The 21,786-nt window shown below is 37.3% G+C and carries 18 protein-coding genes and 1 tRNA gene; 10 read left to right on the top strand and 9 right to left on the bottom strand.

Going from position 1 to position 21,786, the window contains the following annotated elements:
- Nucleotides 1–90: 90 nt before the first annotated feature.
- The 7 genes from ACOCEA_RS01980 to ACOCEA_RS02010 form a co-directional block, all read right to left on the bottom strand.
- Nucleotides 91–618, bottom strand: coding sequence for a DUF3347 domain-containing protein (locus ACOCEA_RS01980; RefSeq protein ID WP_420754514.1), 528 nt, complete (start codon nucleotides 616–618; stop codon nucleotides 91–93).
- A gap of 2 nt (nucleotides 619–620) precedes the next feature.
- Nucleotides 621–1,838: a TolC family protein gene (locus ACOCEA_RS01985; RefSeq protein ID WP_420754515.1), complete on the bottom strand. Its 1,218-nt coding sequence runs from the start codon at nucleotides 1,836–1,838 to the stop codon at nucleotides 621–623.
- A complete protein-coding gene (locus ACOCEA_RS01990) occupies nucleotides 1,835–5,620 on the bottom strand; it encodes an efflux RND transporter permease subunit (RefSeq protein ID WP_420754516.1) in 3,786 nt (1,261 codons plus the stop codon). Before ACOCEA_RS01990 ends, ACOCEA_RS01985 begins: the two co-directional genes overlap by 4 nt.
- 116 nt (nucleotides 5,621–5,736) lie before the next feature.
- A complete protein-coding gene (locus tag ACOCEA_RS01995) occupies nucleotides 5,737–6,159 on the bottom strand; it encodes an HYC_CC_PP family protein (protein WP_420754517.1) in 423 nt (140 codons plus the stop codon).
- A gap of 436 nt (nucleotides 6,160–6,595) precedes the next feature.
- A complete protein-coding gene (locus ACOCEA_RS02000) occupies nucleotides 6,596–7,390 on the bottom strand; it encodes a hypothetical protein (RefSeq protein ID WP_420754518.1) in 795 nt (264 codons plus the stop codon).
- A gap of 146 nt (nucleotides 7,391–7,536) precedes the next feature.
- Nucleotides 7,537–8,268 carry a LytR/AlgR family response regulator transcription factor gene (locus ACOCEA_RS02005; protein ID WP_420754519.1) on the bottom strand — a complete coding sequence of 244 codons (732 nt, stop codon included), beginning with the start codon at nucleotides 8,266–8,268 and terminating at the stop codon, nucleotides 7,537–7,539.
- The gene (locus ACOCEA_RS02010) at nucleotides 8,269–10,230 is read right to left on the bottom strand and encodes a sensor histidine kinase (RefSeq protein WP_420754520.1); all 1,962 of its coding nucleotides are present in this window, start codon (nucleotides 10,228–10,230) and stop codon (nucleotides 8,269–8,271) included.
- A gap of 213 nt (nucleotides 10,231–10,443) precedes the next feature.
- Here ACOCEA_RS02010 and ACOCEA_RS02015 point away from each other — a divergent pair, with 213 nt between their 5' ends.
- The 6 genes from ACOCEA_RS02015 (at nucleotide 10,444) to ACOCEA_RS02040 (ending at nucleotide 15,333) form a co-directional block, all read left to right on the top strand.
- The gene (locus ACOCEA_RS02015; protein WP_420754521.1) at nucleotides 10,444–10,977 is read left to right on the top strand and encodes an ester cyclase; all 534 of its coding nucleotides are present in this window, start codon (nucleotides 10,444–10,446) and stop codon (nucleotides 10,975–10,977) included.
- A 53-nt stretch (nucleotides 10,978–11,030) separates the two neighbouring features.
- On the top strand, nucleotides 11,031–11,795 hold the full coding sequence (locus tag ACOCEA_RS02020) for a hypothetical protein (protein WP_420754522.1): 765 nt from the start codon (nucleotides 11,031–11,033) through the stop codon (nucleotides 11,793–11,795).
- A gap of 62 nt (nucleotides 11,796–11,857) precedes the next feature.
- On the top strand, nucleotides 11,858–12,754 hold the full coding sequence (locus tag ACOCEA_RS02025; protein ID WP_420754523.1) for a nuclear transport factor 2 family protein: 897 nt from the start codon (nucleotides 11,858–11,860) through the stop codon (nucleotides 12,752–12,754).
- Nucleotides 12,755–12,776: 22 nt separating this feature from the next.
- The gene (locus ACOCEA_RS02030; RefSeq protein ID WP_420754524.1) at nucleotides 12,777–13,814 is read left to right on the top strand and encodes a methyltransferase; all 1,038 of its coding nucleotides are present in this window, start codon (nucleotides 12,777–12,779) and stop codon (nucleotides 13,812–13,814) included.
- Nucleotides 13,815–13,856: 42 nt separating this feature from the next.
- Nucleotides 13,857–14,618 (top strand): hypothetical protein, encoded by a 762-nt coding sequence (locus ACOCEA_RS02035; protein ID WP_420754525.1) that lies wholly within the window; start codon nucleotides 13,857–13,859, stop codon nucleotides 14,616–14,618.
- A gap of 214 nt (nucleotides 14,619–14,832) precedes the next feature.
- Nucleotides 14,833–15,333, top strand: coding sequence for a hypothetical protein (locus tag ACOCEA_RS02040; protein WP_420754526.1), 501 nt, complete (start codon nucleotides 14,833–14,835; stop codon nucleotides 15,331–15,333).
- 618 nt (nucleotides 15,334–15,951) lie between these two features.
- On the opposite strand, the gene ACOCEA_RS02045 is transcribed toward ACOCEA_RS02040, so the two are convergent.
- A tRNA-Leu gene (locus ACOCEA_RS02045) sits at nucleotides 15,952–16,033 on the bottom strand.
- Between the two features lie 114 nt (nucleotides 16,034–16,147).
- Here ACOCEA_RS02045 and ACOCEA_RS02050 point away from each other — a divergent pair.
- Together ACOCEA_RS02050 and ACOCEA_RS02055 are read left to right on the top strand one after the other, a co-directional pair.
- Nucleotides 16,148–17,557 carry a dipeptidase gene (locus tag ACOCEA_RS02050; protein ID WP_420754527.1) on the top strand — a complete coding sequence of 470 codons (1,410 nt, stop codon included), beginning with the start codon at nucleotides 16,148–16,150 and terminating at the stop codon, nucleotides 17,555–17,557.
- Nucleotides 17,558–17,581: 24 nt separating this feature from the next.
- Complete coding sequence (locus ACOCEA_RS02055) at nucleotides 17,582–18,076, top strand: GNAT family N-acetyltransferase (RefSeq protein WP_420754528.1); 495 nt, start codon at nucleotides 17,582–17,584, stop codon at nucleotides 18,074–18,076.
- A 113-nt stretch (nucleotides 18,077–18,189) separates the two neighbouring features.
- Here the strand turns inward: ACOCEA_RS02055 and ACOCEA_RS02060 are convergent, their stop codons facing one another.
- Entirely contained in the window at nucleotides 18,190–18,768 is a 579-nt protein-coding gene (locus ACOCEA_RS02060) for a PhnA domain-containing protein (protein ID WP_420754529.1), read from the bottom strand.
- 136 nt (nucleotides 18,769–18,904) lie between these two features.
- Between ACOCEA_RS02060 and ACOCEA_RS02065 the strand changes: the two genes are divergently transcribed.
- The gene (locus tag ACOCEA_RS02065) at nucleotides 18,905–19,270 is read left to right on the top strand and encodes a BlaI/MecI/CopY family transcriptional regulator (RefSeq protein ID WP_420754530.1); all 366 of its coding nucleotides are present in this window, start codon (nucleotides 18,905–18,907) and stop codon (nucleotides 19,268–19,270) included.
- A 2-nt stretch (nucleotides 19,271–19,272) separates the two neighbouring features.
- Nucleotides 19,273–21,783, top strand: coding sequence for a M56 family metallopeptidase (locus ACOCEA_RS02070; RefSeq protein ID WP_420754531.1), 2,511 nt, complete (start codon nucleotides 19,273–19,275; stop codon nucleotides 21,781–21,783).
- The last annotated feature ends 3 nt before the right edge of the window (nucleotides 21,784–21,786 follow it).

Here is a 21,786-nt window from a genome sequence, read left to right on the forward strand (position 1 = left end):
ATTCAAATTTTACTTTTTTAAAGTCAAATATAATTTACCATTGAATATCTAGATCAGTATCAAAATCCATCTTGGGGCATTGTATATTTTTTAATTTATGGTTTCCATGACCTTTCCACAAGTAAGCATTTTATCACCAAAGTAGGGATTCCTTATTTCGGCAACATCGGATATCCAATATCCTCCTTTACCTTCAAAGGCCATGGGGCAATATTGTTTATAAATCTCCCCTCCTTCAATAGTCTCTTTTAACAATGGGGTTACCTTTTCAGTCAAATCTGAAAACAAGGATCTTTGTTTTTCCATATCATCGGCCTGCATCATTGCTAAGGAAAGTGACTTTAAATCTTCCTGACCCTCTTCTAAACCCTGGGTAAGTTTCTGGGCAGCATTTTTTGCTTCGCCCAAGTCAGAATTAACCAATGCCACTCGAAGTAGTTGATAATTTTGGAATACTTTTTCAGAAGTTTCATTTGAAAATGAAGCTAAATCGGTTTTGGTCATTTGTTCGTGCTCGGGCTTTTTTTCCAAGCTAGTGCTTTTACTTGCTTTGTCTTCCTTGCAAGAAATAGATAGGATTAGAAATAAACTTGCTATGGGTAATGTGACTCTTTTCATAGTTATTGTATTAGATAATTGATATTTGTACTTTGTTTATAATATAATTTAATTGATTCAATTTGATTGATCTGGAATTTTAATTGCAACTCTTGAATGTCCAAAACTTCTTTAAAATCGATAGTTCCAGTCTCATAATTTTTAAGTAGTATTTCTTCAGCATCCTTTGAATGCTGAAGGTTCATTTGTTGGGTAGCATTTGCAATACGGGCCTGGTTCCTTAATGAGACTGCCTGCGCCAATGCTGTTTCCAGGATGTTCAATCGTTGTTTTTTTTGCGATTTAATTTCCATTTGTTTAAGCTCGTTCTGTTTGGATATCGACCTGTAACTAGAGTTAAAAATAGGAATGGAAAATGATAGCATTGGCATTACAATGTCCTTCCCATTATCACTAAAACTCATATCCGTACGTTCGGACACCGGAACATAATCCAATCCAACCCCAATGCTAGGCAAACTTTCCCTTTGATTCAATACTTCGGACTGAGTAACGGACTCAAACATTTTATCATACTTCAATAATTCGGGGTTTAGTTCAAGATTTTCGTTGGAAAGGACAGGGTCTTCCAATGGAAGTTCAAGTTCAGAAACCAATGCTACTGAAAGACTTTCTTTTTGGTTTCGCAGCGTATTAAATCTAGCCCTTTCCGCTAAAAATTCTTGATTCAATATAGCATATTGTTGTTGTAATTCATTCTGGCGAATTTGCAATTTCAACACATCCACTACCGATGCCTTCCCTACTTCTACAGATGTCAATGCCAATTGCTCATAGGTACCCAGCAACTGGATATTTGCTTGCAAAATAGACTTTTTGGCCTCAATGGCGTACAACTCATAATAGGACTGGGCCACTGTCAATGCCAGCTTTCTTTTGGCAATGGCCAATTCCAAATAGTCTGCCTCTGCCATTGAATTGGCATAGTTTTCCCTGGCTGTAATCGTCCCAAACCAAGGTAACATCTGTGAAATTGAAAATTTTGCCCGTTGGGCACCAGTACGGGTTTCCGGTTCACTTACAAAGTACCCTGCACTTACAGTGGTGTTGGGCAATGCATTTGCCGCCCCTACTTTTTCATTGGCAATGTTATACCGTAGCTCGTACGCCTGGATTTCTGGGTTATTGGCTTCAGCCTCCTCCAAATAGGACTGTAGTTCCTGAGCATTGACCATTACCGTGGTAAAAAACAGTACTAATAAAATGCCATTATTTTTCATTTGCCTACACGTTTAAGTTGAAGTTCCTTTTTCCAGCTATATAACACGGGAACAATAAAGTAAGAAGTTATGTCAATGACCATTCCCCCAAAAATAGGAATAGCCATTGGTATCATAATATCGCTTCCCTTACCCGTGGATGTCATAACCGGCAACAAGGCCAAAATGGTCGTAACGGTTGTCATCAAGCATGGGCGTATCCGCTTCTCAGCGGCTTCTAATGCCGCTAAACGAATTCCTTTTTTATCCATAGGATTTTCCCTGTCAAATGTCTGGGTCAGGTAAGTGGCCATGACGACACCGTCATCGGTAGCTATTCCAAAAAGAGCAATAAAACCTACCCATACGGCAACACTTAAATTAATGGTTTTCATATTAAATATGGACCGTAAATTTTCACCAAAAAGATCAAAATTTAAAAACCAGTCCTGACCATAAAGCCAAATCATAATAAACCCACCTGCAAATGCTACTGCTATACCCGTAAACACCATTAAAGAAGTGGCTACCGATTTAAATTGAAAATACAGAATCAAAAAGATGACCAAAAGCGCCATAGGAACTACTATCGACAATGTTTTTTCTGCGCGTAATTGGTTTTCGTAGGTTCCTGTAAATTGATAACTAATGCCCTTGGGAATGTTCAATTCACCACTTTCTATTTTTTTCTCGATAGCGGCCTGTGCATTTTCTACTACGTTCACTTCTGCAAAACCATCCAATTTATCAAACAATACATAGCCTACTAAAAAAGTGTCTTCACTTTTAATTACTTGTGGTCCCTTTTCATATCGGATTTCAACTAACTCACGTAATGGCACTGGACTTCCATTTTCAACCGGAACATAAATATTTTCGAGATCCGTTGGGTTGTCCCTTAGCTCCCTAGGGTAACGTACCCGTACTGCATAGCGTTCCCTACCTTCCACGGTTTTGGTCAATGCCATACCGCCAACGGCAACCTCAAGAATTCCCTGGACATCCATCACAGAAATACCATATCTGGCTAATTGATCCCGTTTAATATCTATAAGCAAATAAGGTTTACCAACAATACGGTCCGCGAAAACAGCTTGTTCCTTTACGCCTTCGACCTGTTTAAGAATCCCCTCTAGTTGCAGACCAAAGGCCTCTATTTCCTTTAAGTCTTGCCCCTTGACCTTAATACCCATAGGTGCACGCATCCCGGTTTGCAACATCACCAAACGGGTCTCTATAGGTTGTAGTTTTGGAGCAGAAGTTACCCCTGGCAACTTTGTTGCAGCAACAATCTGGTTCCAGATATCATCAGGGTTATTGATTTCTGGTCGCCAATTTCTGTAATATTCGCCATGGGCATCCGGTATCAATTCATTTTGTGTTGCCGATGTTTGTATTTGAGACGCTTCATACCTTAAACTATCCTCAAAAATCATATTTGGGTTCATGGCCAACTTACCATTTTGTAAAATAAACAAGCCATCTTCATTTATCCTATAGCGTTGTCTTTGGCCCATTTCGTTTCGCATATATTCCGACTTGTACTGAATAATATTTTCGTACATGGAAAGTGGCGCAGGATCCAAGGCAGATTCGGTCCTACCGGCTTTCCCTACTACCGTTTCAATTTCAGGAATACTGGCCACTGCCATATCCAATTGTTGCAAAACACGCTTATTCTCCTCCACTCCTGCATGTGGCAAGGAAGTAGGCATCAATAAAAAAGTTCCTTCATTTAGAGAAGGCATGAACTCTTTGCCCGTATTTCGCATTATCAAAATCCCTAATAACAATACTGTACTTGGTATCATTATAAATAACAACTTATGCTCCAATGCCCATCTCAGGATTCTTGAATAAAATTGTTTAAACAAGGAGAACGTACCTAAAATCCCAAAGCAAATAACAGCTACAAATATAAAATTGATTGCCAAACCTCTATTAAAACCTAAAGGCCGCCAAAATTCTGCCAACAGTACTTCGATTATAAATACAGCAATTACAATATTGATTAAATTTTGAGATAGTGAAGCCCTAAAACCAAATTTAGAAAATTCGACATCTAGGCCCTCTCTACTTCCAAACCAAAGTCCAAAGCCGCCAAATGCGATTAAAGCTAGCCCTATCCACAATCCCAGCACCAAAGCTAACAATCCCAAGACAACTAGACTGATGTTCCAAATTTTCTTAAATGGAAAACTTAAATTTCTTTTTCTAAACAAAAAAGCAGCAAATGGAGGAATTAAAAACAAAGCAACCACAAGCGAAGCCGTAAGTGCCATGGTCTTGGTAAACGCCAATGGACGAAACAATTTACCCTCTGCACCAATCATGGTAAAAACTGGTATAAAGCTTATGATAGTGGTCAAAACCGCTGTAAGGATGGCTCCGGAAACCTCCGAAGTGGCATTGTAAACAATTTCATTGGTAGTGTAGTGGCTACCATCTTCCCTAACCCGTAGTTTAGAATCCTCTATATGCCGTATCATGTTCTCGGCAAGTATTACCCCCACATCTACCATTGTACCAATGGCAATAGCGATTCCAGATAATGCCACAATATTTGCATCTACATGAAATAGTTTCATCGTTATAAAAACCATTACTATAGCCACTGGCAATAGCCCTGATATGAGAATAGAGGCACGAAGGTTAAAGACCATTACAATAATTACCAGAATGGTTATCAAGATTTCCAAGGTTAAGGCCTCGTTTAGGGTCCCCAAGGTTTCCTGGATCAGCTCTGTACGGTCATAGAAGGGGATAATAGTCAACTGTGATGTTCTTCCGTCTGGTAAAACCTTTGATGGCAATCCGGACGCGAGTTCCTTAATCTGATCTTTAACATTATTAATAACTTCCAATGGATTTGCGCCATACCTTGCCACAATAACACCACCAACAACCTCTGCACCTTCCTTATCCAAAATACCTCTACGGGTAGCCGGACCCAAATGCACATTAGCTATATCCTTAACTCGAATTGAAGTGAAATTTGTAGAGGTTACTACTGCATTTTCTATATCGGCAATAGACTTTACATACCCCAAACCACGGATTAGGTATTCCGCTTGGTTCATTTCCAAGGTCTGTGCCCCAATATCCTGATTACTTTGCTTAACGGCCTTGACAATATCCGGTAAACCAATTTTGTATTGTCGCATCAGCTCAGGATCAACATCTACCTGATACTCTTGTACAAAACCACCAATTGAAGCGACTTCGGAAACCCCACTTGCAGAGGATAGGGCGTATTTAACATAATAATCCTGAATACTGCGCAACTCCTGTAAATCCCATCCACCAGTAACATTGCCCTCTACATCCCTACCTTCCAAGGTGTACCAATAAATCTGACCTAATCCAGTGGCATCCGGTCCTAATGCTGGGCTAACACCTTCAGGCAAAAGTCCGCTTGGTAAGGAATTAAGCTTTTCCAGAATACGGCTACGAGACCAATAGAATTCTACATCCTCCTCAAAAATGATATAAATACTTGAAAACCCGAACATGGACGAACTCCGTATGGTCTTTACCCCAGAAATACCCAACAAAGAACTCGTTAGCGGATATGTTATTTGGTCTTCTATATCTTGCGGGGATCGACCCTCCCATTTGGTGAAAACTAATTGCTGATTTTCACCGATATCCGGAATGGCATCTACCGCCACTGGAGCAGAAGGCAAAAATCCTGTGTTCCAATTAAAGGGTGCATTTACAATTCCCCACCCAACCAAAAGGATGAGCATAAGTACTGCAACAAGCTTGTTTTCTATGAGATATTTTATGCCCTTATTTAGCATAAGAATTGATGATTAGACAGTTAAACATGGTTTTGGTTTTGTTGTTTTCACAATGGAACCCAACAAGACAATCCTAGTAAGTAGTATAACACTAGGTACAGTTTAAAGCCTAAAAATCAAATTAGAAAAGTCTGATCTAAAATTTGTACATCCCTGATTAAAGGTGGTGGGGAGTAATCTATAAAATGTGTTACTTTCTCAGAGCTTTCCAGCAACAAGCCTGTGTAAGAATTTACAAAAGAAGTAACAAAAACCTGCTGTTCTAAGGTTAATTGATCAAATGAAACCTTTAAATCATCATGTCCTATGACAGATAATTCCAAATCGGAGCAGCAGTCCATTTTCATTTCCATCATGGCGCAGCTACTTGAGGATTTTGACATTTCTGCCTTCATCATACAGGTATCCACATTTCCAGACAAGCTAAAATCAACCAAGTGGTCACCACAATAATGCATATCAACCGAGAACGAAGTCGTGGTAAACAACACTAATAGTGCCATTGAGATAGCCGCTATTTTATGGAATGCCTTTTTCATTTGATAACAAAAATACAAAAATATTGACTTGGTTTAGATGTTAACGTAAAAACCCAACGTTATTTGTACTTATAAATCCCTAACGTTAATTTTTGGGAGATATTTGATTATCAACCAACTGTTATTCGTTACCATGTTAGATTTGGGTTGATAGTACAAAAACCTTTCGATTACTAGAGTCTATCAAAACAGGTAGGAGCCGCAGTACACACCCTTCTGTTAAGTTCGGAATGAAATCTGATACGCGGTAATACCCGTACAAAGTAAACTTATCGCTTTCCTACATACTCCATCACAATTTAACTAGGGAAGTAATAGAAATTAGGTTTGGAAATGGCAAATAGTCTTAAACAGCACATAAAAGACCTACAGCCAAAAACTGTAGGTCCACAATTAGCATTGTTTAAGTGAAAATTACAGAAGCCCAAGCTACTACTTAACGGGCCAATCTAATGAGTTCTGCGAAATACACATATTTAAGATCCCTTGCCGCTACACCTTCTTGCATTAATTTGGTTGATGCAGGTGTTGCTCCCTCACTATAATTGATATTTTGATTCAACGCTTGTTTATAATCCTTGAACATACTTACGGTCATATGCGATGCGTAAGTATCACTTCCTATAGGGTTCATAAACCTAATCAAGCCCCAACTATTCTTTTCACCAGCATCTACTGACTTTTGATGTAAGGGCTGAAAAACTTCTTCCTCGGCTTTTTCATAAGTTGCATAACTCATTAGATCCACTTTCATCATATCAATTTCTGCTACGGTTCCCAAAACCATTTCAGCTGCCGATGAACCTGTAGTCGTAAGAATTTCTTCGGCATATATCCTAACTGCCAAATCCCTGGTTTGTGCAGAATTGTTTAGCTTGTTCATTAAATCTGACTCGGACATGTTGGGGTATGCAGCCTTTGCCCGGTCCATTAAATTGGCCCAACTACTTCCATCCATCATTTTTACAGGATCGTTGTATAAGGATACTGTTAGATACTGAAAACCCTGCATTTCCCCTCCCGGACTGAGCGCCCAAAGATCCCATCCTATTATATCTCCAGCTTTAACACGCTGTTGTTGGATCTTCTCCCAAAACTCCTCTGTTTCTGTATAAGCGGAATCTTGCTCGTTATCCACTTTCATGAATTCGAAAACAAGATATAATTTTTCTTGTGCACTGGCCATTACACCTAATAACATCAATGCTGCAATTAGTACTACTTTTTTCATGTTCTTCTATTTAGTTGTTTGAAAATAGGCATGGTCTACCCAAACCGTACTTAATGGTAACAAATTTTATAGAAACAAGAATTGGACACTGGACGAACAACGACTATTAGTGTCCCAAGAAATTCATTTAGTTATCGAGCAAAAAATTAAATAGTATGAATACGGGCCATCAAAAATTCTTTATGTGATTTACTCAAGGGAATTACCTTACGGTCTATTTCGATGTGATTGTCTGTTACCACATCCAACTTTGAGATATTGATGATGAAAGACCTATGGACCCTGATAAAGTTTGACTGGGGAAGTTCCTCTTCCATTGTCTTTAGAGTGCTTGCAAGTACATATTTACACTTATTTGTAACTAAAGTACAGTAGTTACGGTCAGCTTCTATATAAAGGATATCATCCAATAACAGTTTTGTCATCTTTCCGTTATACCTAACAAAAATACGATCTTCAAGTACCTTAATATCAGTTGTGCCTTGGTGTTGAACATGGCGTTCCTCCAGTTGTTCGGCAACTAAGGCAATGGTACGTTGTAAATCCAATTTGTTGAAGGGTTTTGAAATAAATGCATATGGGTGAGTTTCCTTAGCGCGGGAAAAAGTTGCCTCATCACTATTAGCAGTTAAATAGATTACCGGAATATCATGATTTTTATGAATAGTAATTACGGTCTCTATACCATTTAATTTTCCCTTAAGGTTAATATCCATTAAAATAATGTCAGGAGAGTTTGTCTCGGCATGCATTATGGCCTCCTCGCCCCTTGATTCTATTCCTATTACCTCGTATCCCAAAATTGACAATTGCAAGGATAAATTGGCCCCGATAATCATATCGTCCTCAACAATTAATATTCGGGTCTTCTTCTCCATCTAGGCCGCTTTATTTAGTTGAAACTCAAATGCGATCACAGTTCCATTTTGAACGGTCAATTTCATTATGCCATCCAATTGTTTGGTCAACAATTCAATAAGTTGTGTACCAAATCCTATATCATCCTTACCACCCTCGGTTAACCTTCCAACGCCATTATCGGCAACTTTAAGATATAATGTAGTGTTTACTTCGTTTAGGCTTACTTCAATTTTGCCGAATGAGTTGTTGGGAAAGGCATATTTCATTGAATTAGTTAATAGTTCATTAACTATTAATCCTATAGGAATTGCCATATCCACATCCAATTCAAGCTCATTCATTGGGTAGACCATTTTAATTCTTTCTTTTGCTCCGTATAAATCAAGTATATATTCCCCTAAGTTTAGAAAGTAGCCCTTCATTTCCACTGCTGCCAGACTTCTGCCTTGATAGAGTTTTTGATGGATCATACTCATACTTTGCACCCTCTGCTGACTTTTTTGCATGGCCTCGATAATATTAGGGTCATCAATTTGAGCGGATTGAAGGGATAAAAGACTTGATACAATTTCAAGATTGTTCTTGACGCGATGATGAATCTCTTTCAACAAAAATTCTTTTTCATTGTTCTGTTTCTCCAACAACCCATTTGTTTTGGCATTATTACTTACTGCTTTGAACAGAAGTATGAGGTACAGAAGCAAAAGCAAGACAAAAATTATCGTCAAAGTCTGAATGGTCTTTTGTTTTTTTATTTGGCTCTGTTGTGCTTGAATCTTACCGTCCTTTTCTGCAACCTTGAACTCTGTTTGAAGTAATGATATACGCTGATCCGCCTTTTCGGTAAAAATTGCGCTCTTGTACCTATCATATTCTGCAAAAGCCTGATAGGCCTCAAGATATTGATGGTTCCCCGCATAGGCCTTTCCCAAGGCCCCATAAGCTTGGCTTAAGTGAAAGGTGTCACCGAAATCCTTGGTGGCCACATCTATACATTTTTGAAGACTTTCAACTGCCGATCCATACTTGCCTTGGAAGTTCTGGAGTTTTCCAATAGAAAGCCAACTGCGCATTACCATATAATTATTACTAAGTAATTCGGCATATTTTAGTGCACTGGCGCCCGCCTCGGAGGCATTTTCAAAATCATTTTGATAGGCGTAAAGCTCAAGCATTAACATATAGGTGTCACTCAAATTGTTATAAAAACCATAGCGTTCCCCAATAACAATAGAATGCTGAAAATAATTCATGGCCTTATCATATTCCTTCAACCCTAAATAATTATTACCAACCACGAATAGGGTAAAATCATAATCAAGATCATTTATACCTCTTTCTTCAAAGGTTTCCAAAGACTTAAGTCCATATTCGAGACCAGCCTCATATTTGGATTGCTTCCAGAATAAGTTACTCAAATCACTATAGGCCATTGCAATTGCCCATTTATCGTTCAATTTTTCGCCCAGCCGTAGTGTTTCTTGTGCAAAATCGGCTGCTTTGTCCAATTGCCCACGTCTTTCGTAAACATAACCCAATTGGGTGTTGAGAAGCGGCAAGTCCGTTACCGCAACCTTGGCCCTTGCACTATTGAGAACCAATTCGGCACTGTCCAACTTTTCCATCCGTAAAAGAATGGCTCCCTGGGTGATTTGAAATCTACCCAGCCATACGTTGTTTTGCCTCTCTAAAGTTAATTGCAGACCTTCTTCAGTAAATTCTAATGCCTTGATCAGGTTTCGCGTGTGCCAGTAATACGCCAAATCGTTGAGCATGGAGAATTTTAAGGAGTCTGCCTTTACCTTCGGATACGCTTCTTCTAAAATATCCAAATAAGAAATCCCAAAATTATCGGTCTCGACGAAGACTTTTTTGTAGGGTTTTTCGCGGTTGAAATCAATAATCTGGGCAAGGACATAACCGCAATTCAATATAGAAAAGAAACAAAGACAGACGGCTTTAAGAAAAAAGCTACTCATTCTGCGGATTGGTTTTACTAAGGCAATGGTTGTCTAATCAATATACAACATTATCCTCAATAATTGCTCGATAATTGAAAATGTTGCTCCGGACAAGAAAACCATACGTTCGTCCATAATCACTTCCATTCAAAATTTATAATGACTTTTTTTAACAAAACAACATGAGAAATACGCTTTCAGCCTATTATGCTAAAGCAAATTTTGATCATTATGGGAATCATGAAATCTACCACTCTTGTACCGCTCCTACTACTGTTTTTGACCGTTTACTGTGGAACTGACACGAAACAAGTAGCCCGAAATTCAGACGATACAAAATTGAGTTTGGTCACATCATTTGAAAGTTATGTTCAATCCGTTTGGAACGAAAAAAATATGGACAGCTTAAAAATAATTACCACAGAGAATTTTGTCCGAAAACTGAATGGTGTACAGATAGCCAAGGGTCAACATGAAGTAGCTGCCCATATGAACATATATTTTAAAGGTTTCCCGAATACAAAGATTATCGTGGAAGACCTAATCTTTAAAGACAACCAGTTGTTTGTTAATTGGACCTATACTGGAACACATACAGGCACCTTTAAAGATGTAACTGCTACTGGAAAAAAGGTCAATGTTAGTGGCCATTCCACCTTCAAATTTAATAAAGAAGGAAAAATAATGCAGGAAGATGTCTATTTCAATGAACTGGAGCTACTACAACAATTAGGATATACCTTAAATGAACCAAACATGAAGTAATAAAAAATGAAACAATAGATCAACGAATTACCAATCACTTAAAATCAAATATTATGAGAACAATTATAACTTTATTCCTAGCAATGACTATTTGTCTAGTCCCAAATCTTACCCTAGGCCAAGAAACAAAATCACAAGCCTATTGGGTTCATGAAGATGTTGTCAAACCTTCAATGATAACCTCTTATGAAAAAGTCTGCAAAGACCTAACCTCTAATTTAAAAAAATATAATATTCAAGGATTTGATGTTATAGTAACCAATACGGCTGATCACAGATACCTGTGGGTTAGCCCACTGGCCTCTATGGCCGATATTGAGCGCCCCATCTTTAAAGAGCTATCAGAAAAAATGGGCGGAACGGCTATGAACAATCTTTTTGAAGAAATGAATAAAAGTTATGATATAGAGCATGATTACGTTATCCATTTAGATGAAGAATTGAGTTATATGCCTGGAGGCATCACACAAACGCCTGAAGGACAAGATTATCGAAAATTTCATTATTTCCATTACACACCGGCAAACGAGAAAACTGTAAGGGAAAAAGCATTGGCAATCAAAAAACTATTTGAAAGTAATGGTTCAAAAGTAGAATATCGATCATACAAAAGTGGGTTTGGAACACGCGGTGCTTTTTATATGGTTGCCATTGCTGCAAAAGATGCCGTGGACTATGCTAACAAAATTGCGGAAAACAATGAACTATTAGGGGAGGAATGGGGCAAAGTCTTTGGTGACTTCCAAGCGAGTCTTCTGGAATATGCGATAATAGAAGGTCAAATGCGACCTGATATGGCCTTTTCCCCTTCAAAATAACATTTTAAAAACCAAGGCAATAATTGCCCAGTTTTCAACTAAGACCACTTAAATAAAAAACAATGAGAAAAATAATAGTAATGACAATGACAGTCATATTGTTTATTGCCTGTAACCAAGAACAACGTTACACCCAAAACTCCCCAGAAATTGACACTTTTAAATCAGTAATTAAAAGTTATAACGCCAAAGACTGGGATGGCATGACCGAACATTATGCAGATACGGCCAAGACGTTCAACAATAGTTCAGACATTGGTCTTTCCCTTGCTGAAATGGTAAACTACCATAAAGAAAGCCTGATCAACTTATCGGATCGGGGTTTTTTAGACAAGGACCAGGAATACGAAATGGTAGTGACCGATAAAGGAGCTACTTGGGTAAACTTTTGGGGTGATTGGGAAGGGACCTTAAAGGCTAACGGAAAGACAATAAAAATCCCGGTTCATTTGACCGGCCAATTCAAAGATGGTAAAATTGTACGAACCAGCGGTAACTGGGACAATGCACCAATGGTATTGGCCCTTCAGGAAATTGATGCATTGAACAACCTCCTACCAGAAGAAAACAGGAACATTGTACACACTATGTACCAATCATTTTCTAAAGGTGATATCCCTTCAGTCCTTGCTTCTCTTGACCCCAATGTTGTTTGGATGGAGGCAGAAGGAAATGCTTATGCAGATGGAAACCCATATAAAGGTCCCGATGCTGTTCTAAAAGGAATATTCTCAAGGATTGGCGATGACTATGAATTTTTTACCCTTGAAAATATCAAGCTACATGAAATGGCAAATGATCAAGTGTTGGCAACCCTAAGATATAACGGAAAACTAAAAGTAAATGGCGCAACCATTGATGCTCAGGCAGCCCATTTGTGGACTCTTAGCGATGGTAAGGTAATTGGATTTCAGCAGTACGTAGATACAAAACAGCTTAATGACGCCTTGGGCAAGTAAGATCTAAAAAAGAGAACTTAAAATGAAAATAACACCTAAAACACAAGTAAATCCCTCAAAAATCATGCAAATGGGAACGGGTTTCTGGGCATCGAAAATACTGCTCACAGCAACCAATATGGGGCTTTTTACCATTTTGGCAAAAAGAGAATTATCCGGTTCAGAAATTCAATCAAGGCTTGACCTACATTCAAGAAGTCTGTATGATTTTCTTGATGCCCTAGTAGCTTTGGGTTTCTTAAAAAGAACAGGACTAAAGGAGACTAGCATTTACAAGAATGCTGAAGATACAAATCTATTTCTCGACAAGAACAAGCCCACTTATATGGGTGGTATGCTAGAAATGTGCAACAATCGGCTATTTCCTTTTTGGAATGATCTGGAAGAGGGACTTAAAACTGGATTGCCACAAAATGAATCCAAAACTGGGAAAACACCGCTCTTTGAAGCAATTTACACATGTGAAGATAAAATTCGTGAATTTGTCAATGCCATGGCTGGGGTTTCCATGGGTAATTTTATGGCCTTTGCAGAGCAATTTGATTTTTCCAACCACAAGACACTATGTGATATAGGTGGCTCAGGCGGACATCTATCTGCTCAAGTAGCATTGAACAATAAACACATGCAATGTATTTCATTTGATTTACCTCCTGTAGGCCCTATCGCTCAAGAAAACATCGACAAGATGGGCCTGGGCAACCAAATTCGAATTGCGTCGGGCGATTTTTTTATCGATGATTTTCCAAAGGCGGATATCATTACCATGGGTATGATTTTACACGATTGGGGCACTAAGGATAAGAAAATGTTGATTAAAAAGGCCTATGAAGCACTGCCTAAAGGAGGTGCTTTTGCAGTTATCGAGAACATAATTGATGACAATCGAAGTGAGAATGCATTTGGATTATTAATGTCATTGAACATGCTTATAGAAACCCCTGAAGGATATGATTTTACATCGACAGATTTTGAAGAATGGGCCAAAGAGGCAGGGTTTGTTTCGACGAGCATTATGCCTTTGACCGGGCCTTCAAGTGCAGTAATCGCGATTAAATAATCACGGACCAACTAGAATAGTAACCAATTAAATATAAATACAATGAAAAAATTAATGTATACCTTATTGCTACTGCCGTTTATGGCCATAGCACAAAACAACGAGTCTTTAATCATTGAAAACGTAATGCTCACTGTTAACTCTGAAAATATTGAGGAATTTGAGGCAGGCATTGCCGCCCATAACAAAAAATTCCATGCCGACGGGCCCTATGGCGCTAGGGTCTATAATGTTCTTAACGGAAAAAACGCCGGCAAATATATGCTGATCATGGGACCTTTACCTTGGAGTGCTATGGATGCTAGACCCTCTAGCCAAGAACATGCCGATGACAACTATAAGAATATAAGCAAATATCTGACCCCAGAGATCGAGGTCAATTATATGAAAATGCATCCTGAGCTATCTAACCTCTCTAAAGATTTTGAAATCAACAAAGTTTCGGTCTTCATGATCGATGTCAAGCGTTTCAAGGAACAGGAATTCATGGAAAAGGTATTAAAGAAAGTAGTGAAAATGTACAAGGAAAAAATGCCCGACCAGATTTATGGGATATACTCCAATGAAATGAACAATATGGATGGTATGGATTTCGGATGGGTAGACTTCTTTGATAATTCATCTTGGTTAGCGAAAGAAGACAAATTTGCGCAAAATTTTGAAGAAGTACATGGCTCTGGAAGTTTTCAAAAATTCTTGGCAGACGTTGAGGCCACTACCGATGGTGACAGAACAGAAATTTGGACCTTAAGAAAAGACCTAAGCGGACCAAGTGCAAAAGTTATGGCAATTACACGTGAGTAATGCCGTAATAAATGAATTTGAAAAATAGTAAAGCCCGGTGTTACCGGGCTTTACATTTCATTATTCGTTTTTACCTGCATAAATTTAATGAACAAGGTTCGCCAAAAATCTGCTGGAAAGATTATTAAATGAAACAAAACATCTGGACGCCTCCAATTTGAAGCTTATTATAACAGCAATTATAATAATTCAATTTCAATTTAAACTCAAGACTATGGAAAAAGCATATAGAAAATTAGGATATTTTTTACTACTACTAATTCCATTAACATTCTTGGGTTTTTACAAAACTTACTTTGTTCAATTTCCAGATTTTGAAGAAAACATTACTGCTTTTATTCACTTCCACGCATTAATAGCCTCTATTTGGATTCTAATGCTCATTGTACAACCCCTTCTCATTATAAATGGCAAAAATAGATTGCACAGAAAAATTGGTAAGCTATCCTATATCGTATTCCCAATTTTGATTTTGTCCTTCGTTCCGCAAATGATAAAAATAATTAACTCAGATGCACCACAAACGTTATTTTTTCCACTAGCAGATAGTATGCTATTGATCTTATTTTACTCATTGGCTATTGGCAATAGGGAAAATGCTTCAAAACATATGCGATACATTATAGGAACTGCAACTGTTTTCCTTGGGCCTACCATTGGCCGTATTGGACCAAAACTTTTAGATTGGCCTGAAAGCGTAACCCAGAATGTGTAATATGGAATTATCTACTTGATCCTTGTTGGATTAATTTTATACGACAAAAGGAATAGCAAAAAATATCAACCCTATATACTTATACTGGCCACTTGGGTAATACACCAAATTGTATTTAACCTAATATTCTAAAAATACTAAAGCCATTAATTATATATTCTAAGAAAAACTTTAGGACATCTTCAAAACCGATCGGATTACAAATAAAAAGTAACCGCATTAGCGAATTACCATATTAGAATGAGTAAAATTTACTGGTAAGCTATATGGTTTACAAAGCAACATTCATCCATAAAAAACCCTCCGTATTTGAAAGGTTTCTATTCTGTAAAGGTATAAGCACTTAGATTTATTTATACCACTAATACTATTCTTTTACTTCCCTCAGGGGTAAACTTCTTGCCTCTCCGCCATTTCCATATACATTCAAACTTTTCACATAAAAAAAGCCCTTTAATTCTGAAGAGCTTTTATCACACCCGCACTGAGCGGAGTCGAACTGTACAGGCGGAGAGACTCACTTCGGCTACGCTCAGTATAAACTTCTCGTCTCTCCCTTGTTTAATGCAATCAATACAAACAAAAAAACCTCTCAACTACTGAGAGGTTTTTACAAAGTACAGGCGGAGAGACTCGAACTCTCACACCTTGCGGCACTAGATCCTAAGTCTAGCGTGTCTACCAATTCCACCACGCCTGCATTTTCCGTTCTAAAACGGGCTGCAAATATAAAGCAAAATTTCAATTCTCTAAATTTTAGTTATTTAAAAATTTCGCTTTTTGTACTTTTAGCTACTTTTTTCAATAAACATACATGCAAAACATCAAAGAATACATTTTAAAAAATCAAGATAGATTTCTTCAAGAACTTATAGATTTATTAAAAATTCCATCTATTAGTGCAGATTCTGCCTTCTCACAAAACGTTTTGGATACTGCAGATGCGGTAAAATCAGCCTTGGAAAATTCAGGTTGCGATGTAGTGGAGATTCACGAAACAGAAGGTTTCCCTATAGTTTATGGTGAAAAAATTATTGATGCCAGCTTGCCAACGATATTGGTGTACGGCCACTATGATGTGCAGCCACCAGATCCAATGGACCTATGGAACTCCCCTCCTTTTGAACCTGTTATAAAAAAAACAGAATTACACCCAGAAGGAGCCATATTTGCCCGTGGTGCATGCGATGACAAGGGTCAGATGTACATGCATGTAAAGGCTGTGGAATTTATGGTACAAACAGGTCAATTACCATGCAATGTAAAATTCATGATAGAGGGTGAGGAAGAAATAGGAAGTAATAACCTAGCTCTTTATGTTGCCCAGAACAAAGAAAAACTGGCCAACGATATTATCCTTATTTCCGATACGGGAATGATTGCCAATGATGTACCTTCTATCACCACTGGTTTACGTGGTCTTAGTTATGTAGAAGTTGAAGTTACAGGTCCAAATAGGGACTTACATTCAGGTTTATACGGTGGTGCGGTTGCCAATCCTATTAATGTGTTGACCAAAATGATTGCAAGTCTGCATGATGAAAACAACCATATTACCATTCCTGGTTTTTATGACAAGGTAGCTGAACTTTCTAAAGAAGAGCGCGCCGAAATGGCCAAGGCACCATTCAGCTTAGAGCAATATAAAAAGGCTTTGGATATAGACGCAGTTTACGGGGAAGAAGGTTTTACGACCAATGAACGCAATTCCATAAGACCAACTTTAGATGTGAATGGTATTTGGGGAGGGTATATTGGTGAGGGCGCAAAGACCGTTATAGCGAGCAAGGCGTATGCCAAAATCTCTATGCGACTTGTACCGAACCAAGATTGGAAAGAAATTACGGAATTATTTAAAAATCATTTTGAGGCCATTGCCCCAAAAAGCGTTAAGGTTAAGGTGAAACCACATCATGGCGGCCAAGGTTATGTTACCCCCATTGACACTATTGGCTACCAAGCGGCCTCAAAAGCCTATGAAACCTCTTTTAATAAAAAACCTATACCACAGCGTAGTGGTGGCAGTATTCCTATTGTATCCTTATTTGAAAAAGAATTAGGCAGTAAGACTATTCTCATGGGTTTTGGATTGGATAGTGATGCCATACATTCCCCCAACGAACATTTTGGGGTTTGGAACTACCTAAAAGGTATTGAGACCATCCCTTTTTTCTATGAATATTTTACCGAGATGAAACAAAATGAAAATGGTCATAAGAATTAATATTTTATAATTCATAAATCTAAATTGTATAAAGAACTAGAGACAGAGCGACTCAGAATTAGGCCAATAAACGTAACGGATGCCGCATTTATCAAAGAGTTGGTTAATTCTAAAGGTTGGTTAAAATTTATAGGGGATAAAAATATATCGACTATAATAGATGCTGAACGGTATATCCAAAAAATACTGGACAATCCACATTTTTACTATAGTATATTTGAATTAAAGACCTCAGGAGAACCTATTGGCATTGTGACATTTTTAAACAGGGAAAATCAAAATTTTCCAGATATCGGGTTTGCCTTATTACCTGATTTTGAAAAAAATGGCTATACTATAGAAGCAATTAAAAAGTACATAGAGGCCTTACTTGGGTTAGGCATTCACAAAAAAATAATTGCAATAACCCTGCCTAATAACCATAAATCCATAAAGCTATTGACAAAGCTTGGCCTTAACTATGAATATGATTTTGAAAAAGAAGGCGAAACACTTTCTCTTTTTAGTTTATCGCTTTAAAATAACAATAGAAAGTAATACCTACAAAGTACTTCAAAAGGGAAATCCTAAGTTTCCAATGGATTTTTGCTACTGTAATACAATTTGCAAACAGAAATTTCTCAGCTGATAAATTATGTTTTCTTCACATATTTGGTGATGATAACAATCTGTTGACCATCTACTTTACCTTCTATATATTCTGCATTTTCATGGTCCAAAGAAATTCTACGAACTGCGGTACCTTGTTTGGCCACCATACTCGAGCCTTTTACTTTTAGGTCCTTAACCAAAACCACATTGTCACCGTTTTCCAAAATCACCCCATTTACATCCCTGTGGATAATTTTTTCACTTTCAGAGAGACCTTCCCCTGTTGCTTGTGCCCACTCCAATGTTTCTGCCTCCAAGTACATCATGTCCAATAAATCCTGTGGCCATCCCTCTCCTTTTAATCTTGATAGCATACGCCATGCTAGCACCTTAACAGCATCATGCTCACTCCACATACTGTCATTTAAACAACGCCAATGATTAGAATCTGTAGATTCAGGATTTTCTATTTGAGCAATACAAGCAGTACATGCCAATACACTACCGTCCAGACCACCAGTAGAAACCGGTTTCACTTCATAAACTTCTAAATTGTTGGTAGCAGCACATAATTCACATGCCCCATTACTTCTATTTTGTAAATCTTCTAACAATGCCATTATTATATCATTTAAAACGCAAACTTAATATAATGTATACTGATAGGGTTCCTATTATCAATAAAAATCAACTCTACACTTGTAGAATGTGAAAATTTACTCTATGTTTGTAGAATTAATTCTAAACATGTAGAACATGCAGTTGTCAAAATCGGAAGAAGAGTTAATGAATATCCTTTGGAAACAGAAGAAAGCCTTTATGAAGGATTTGCTCGATGAATACCCAGACCCTAAACCGGCAACGACAACAGTGGCCACACTCTTAAAACGAATGTCCGACAAAGGATTTATTGCTTACAAGAGTTATGGAAGAAGTAGGGAGTATTATCCTTTGGTAAAAAAGAAAGATTATTTCTCTAAACATGTAAACGGACTCATAAAGAACTTTTTTAACGACAGTGCCAGTCAGTTTGCATCCTTTTTTACTCAGGAGACTAATCTTTCCAAAGACGAGTTGGAAGAATTGAAAAAATTAATTGACAACGAACTTAAAAAGAAATAAAGATGTTAGTCTATCTACTAAAATCAGGAGCCTGTTTGGCCATCTTACTTTTGTTTTATAAAGTGGTACTGGAAAGAGAAAGTATGCATCACTTTAAACGGTTTTATCTTTTGGCAGCCTTAGTGATATCTTTAATTATACCCACAATTGTATTTACGGAATATATTGAAATAGTTCCTAATACAATATCTGAACAAGCTCAAATAACGAATACTGTTGTGGAAGCCACTATTCTACAACCTGTAACAAAAGAGAGTCCAGTCAATTGGGAAATGGTTCTATGGTTTGTTTATGGCTTAGGTGTTTTAGGGTTTGGTTTCCGATTTGTAAAACATCTTGCCCAAATTTGGTTTCGTATACGTAAAAACCCAAAACTCAAGGATAATTTTATAACTAGGGTACTATTGGCACAACAGCTTCCTCCCCATACTTTTTTTAGCTATATTTTTTTAAACAAGAAACAATTTGAGGCTCAAAACATTCCGCAAGAGGTAATGTTACACGAGGAAACCCATGCAAAACAAAGACATAGTATAGATATATTGTTAATTGAACTGGTACAGGTTTTTCTTTGGTTCAACCCGCTTATCTATTTGCTGAAATCCTCCATGAAATTAAATCATGAATTCTTGGCGGACAGTGCCGTATTAAATGCCAAAACAAGTATACCAAAATATCAAAACCTCTTACTGTACTTTTTATCCCAGGCAAGTGCAAATAATAATCAGTCAGTCAACATAGCGAACGCTATAGTTTATTCATCAACCCGTGCTGAGCGTAATCGAAGCATCAAAAAACGTTTTACAATCATGAAAAAAAGAACATCAAAAAAGTCAATGGTATTAAGGAGCATCCTTCTTTTGCCAATATTAGCTTTAATACTCTTTGGTTTTAGTCAAAAAGAAATACGACCAAAAAACAGTTCTACCATTATTAACGACCTCCAAATTGAAATAAAAAAAGATGGTGGGTTAATGATTAATGGTCAAAAAACAACATTTAATAAGTTATCAGAGAAGGCAATAGAAATTAATGCAGAACTAAATCCCTATTTTATTAAAAACTATGTGCACGCCACTATCTTATATGATGAAAGTCAGTATAAACTAATTGACCCTATACACGTTGAATTGCAATCCATCGGTATATTAAACATTAAACACATAAGTGCACGAACAGCTAGAATCTTTAATCAAAATGCCTTTAAGCCAAGTCTCTATGGAGGTAAAACACTAAAGGATGCTAGAAAAATTAGAAGGGAAAATGTTTTTAATGATATGGGTGCAAGTGATATTGAATCTTCTACAATGGAAATAATCTGGTTAGAAATCAAGAATTATGATGAAATTTGGTTTCAAAATCAGAAAGTTACCCTTAATGATCTTACACATAAAATAGGTGAAACTTTTGAAATTGACACTTCTGAAATTCCATATGAAGTGCAAATCTATTCGGATGACGTAATTACATCTAAATTCATAAATGAAATCCAAGCTGAAATTAGAAAATCAGGTATAAAAAGAATAACAGTATTTTCTGATGAATATATTATGCCTGAAAATGAATTTAAAGAAAAGGTAGAAATAACACCGGAATCAACATTTATTGAGACTAATAAAATTACTTTTTCCAATACTTCCAAAGATCAAACAACTATAAAAGAAATCATTGTCAACATTAACAATAACGGTCAAATACTCGTTCAAGATGATTTAGTTGCTATAAATGAATTAAAAGAATATTTATCCAAAATAAACAAACACCTTTCTTTTGGTGAACGTAAAAAAGTAATTAGATCAATAATTAAAGTCGATACCAACACTCCTAAAGATGTGATTAAGAAAGCGAATGACATCCTTACGGAATATGGCTCCGCAACTATCAATATTGTTGGACCTAAGAATTCCATGAAATCCAGTCAGCAAAAAAGTGCGACCCGTGAAGAAATGAAAGAGTACAATGGTTTGGCTAAAAAGTACAATGAAATGGATCGTAACCACATGCAAATTAAAATACAAGATGTACAACGAGTAAAAACCATTTACGCCAAGATGTCAACCAAGCAACGTGAGGATGCAGAGCCTTTTCCAGATTTTCCAGAACCGCCGCCACTACCTGATTCTCCAAAAGCACCTGAAGCACCAAATGAAAGGGAAATAGCCGCAGTTAAAATAAAAGAAATCATAGAAGAGCAAGATCCATATGACGTTGTTAGTGGAGGTATTAGACCTAAACAGTCCAATATGGCAGAACCGCCTTTACCACCAACTTACATAAAGGAAATTAGGCTTGATAATCCTCCTAAACCACCCACCCCACCAAATCCATTAGACCATGTAATAGAAATGGCGAAAAAAGGGGCAATTTTCATGTATAGAGGAAAGGAAATATCATCGGATAAGGCCATTGAAATTGTGAAAAACAATAAGAATATAAATATAGATTCAAGAAATTCCACTGGTAAGAACCCAGTTATAGAACTAACTACCGCACCTATAATTATAGAACGATAATTA

The organism is Maribacter luteocoastalis, from assembly GCF_048890225.1.
In the GTDB taxonomy this organism is placed as follows: Bacteria; Bacteroidota; Bacteroidia; order Flavobacteriales; family Flavobacteriaceae; genus Maribacter; species Maribacter luteocoastalis.

Coding starts and splice junctions, on each gene's coding strand:
- ACOCEA_RS01980 (WP_420754514.1), bottom strand. CDS start 618: ATGAAAAGAGTCACATTACCCATAGCAAGTTTATTTCTAATCCTATCT.
- ACOCEA_RS01985 (WP_420754515.1), bottom strand. CDS start 1,838: ATGAAAAATAATGGCATTTTATTAGTACTGTTTTTTACCACGGTAATG.
- ACOCEA_RS01990 (WP_420754516.1), bottom strand. CDS start 5,620: ATGCTAAATAAGGGCATAAAATATCTCATAGAAAACAAGCTTGTTGCA.
- ACOCEA_RS01995 (WP_420754517.1), bottom strand. CDS start 6,159: ATGAAAAAGGCATTCCATAAAATAGCGGCTATCTCAATGGCACTATTA.
- ACOCEA_RS02000 (WP_420754518.1), bottom strand. CDS start 7,390: ATGAAAAAAGTAGTACTAATTGCAGCATTGATGTTATTAGGTGTAATG.
- ACOCEA_RS02005 (WP_420754519.1), bottom strand. CDS start 8,268: ATGGAGAAGAAGACCCGAATATTAATTGTTGAGGACGATATGATTATC.
- ACOCEA_RS02010 (WP_420754520.1), bottom strand. CDS start 10,230: ATGAGTAGCTTTTTTCTTAAAGCCGTCTGTCTTTGTTTCTTTTCTATA.
- ACOCEA_RS02015 (WP_420754521.1), top strand. CDS start 10,444: ATGGGAATCATGAAATCTACCACTCTTGTACCGCTCCTACTACTGTTT.
- ACOCEA_RS02020 (WP_420754522.1), top strand. CDS start 11,031: ATGAGAACAATTATAACTTTATTCCTAGCAATGACTATTTGTCTAGTC.
- ACOCEA_RS02025 (WP_420754523.1), top strand. CDS start 11,858: ATGAGAAAAATAATAGTAATGACAATGACAGTCATATTGTTTATTGCC.
- ACOCEA_RS02030 (WP_420754524.1), top strand. CDS start 12,777: ATGAAAATAACACCTAAAACACAAGTAAATCCCTCAAAAATCATGCAA.
- ACOCEA_RS02035 (WP_420754525.1), top strand. CDS start 13,857: ATGAAAAAATTAATGTATACCTTATTGCTACTGCCGTTTATGGCCATA.
- ACOCEA_RS02040 (WP_420754526.1), top strand. CDS start 14,833: ATGGAAAAAGCATATAGAAAATTAGGATATTTTTTACTACTACTAATT.
- ACOCEA_RS02050 (WP_420754527.1), top strand. CDS start 16,148: ATGCAAAACATCAAAGAATACATTTTAAAAAATCAAGATAGATTTCTT.
- ACOCEA_RS02060 (WP_420754529.1), bottom strand. CDS start 18,768: ATGGCATTGTTAGAAGATTTACAAAATAGAAGTAATGGGGCATGTGAA.
- ACOCEA_RS02065 (WP_420754530.1), top strand. CDS start 18,905: ATGCAGTTGTCAAAATCGGAAGAAGAGTTAATGAATATCCTTTGGAAA.
- ACOCEA_RS02070 (WP_420754531.1), top strand. CDS start 19,273: ATGTTAGTCTATCTACTAAAATCAGGAGCCTGTTTGGCCATCTTACTT.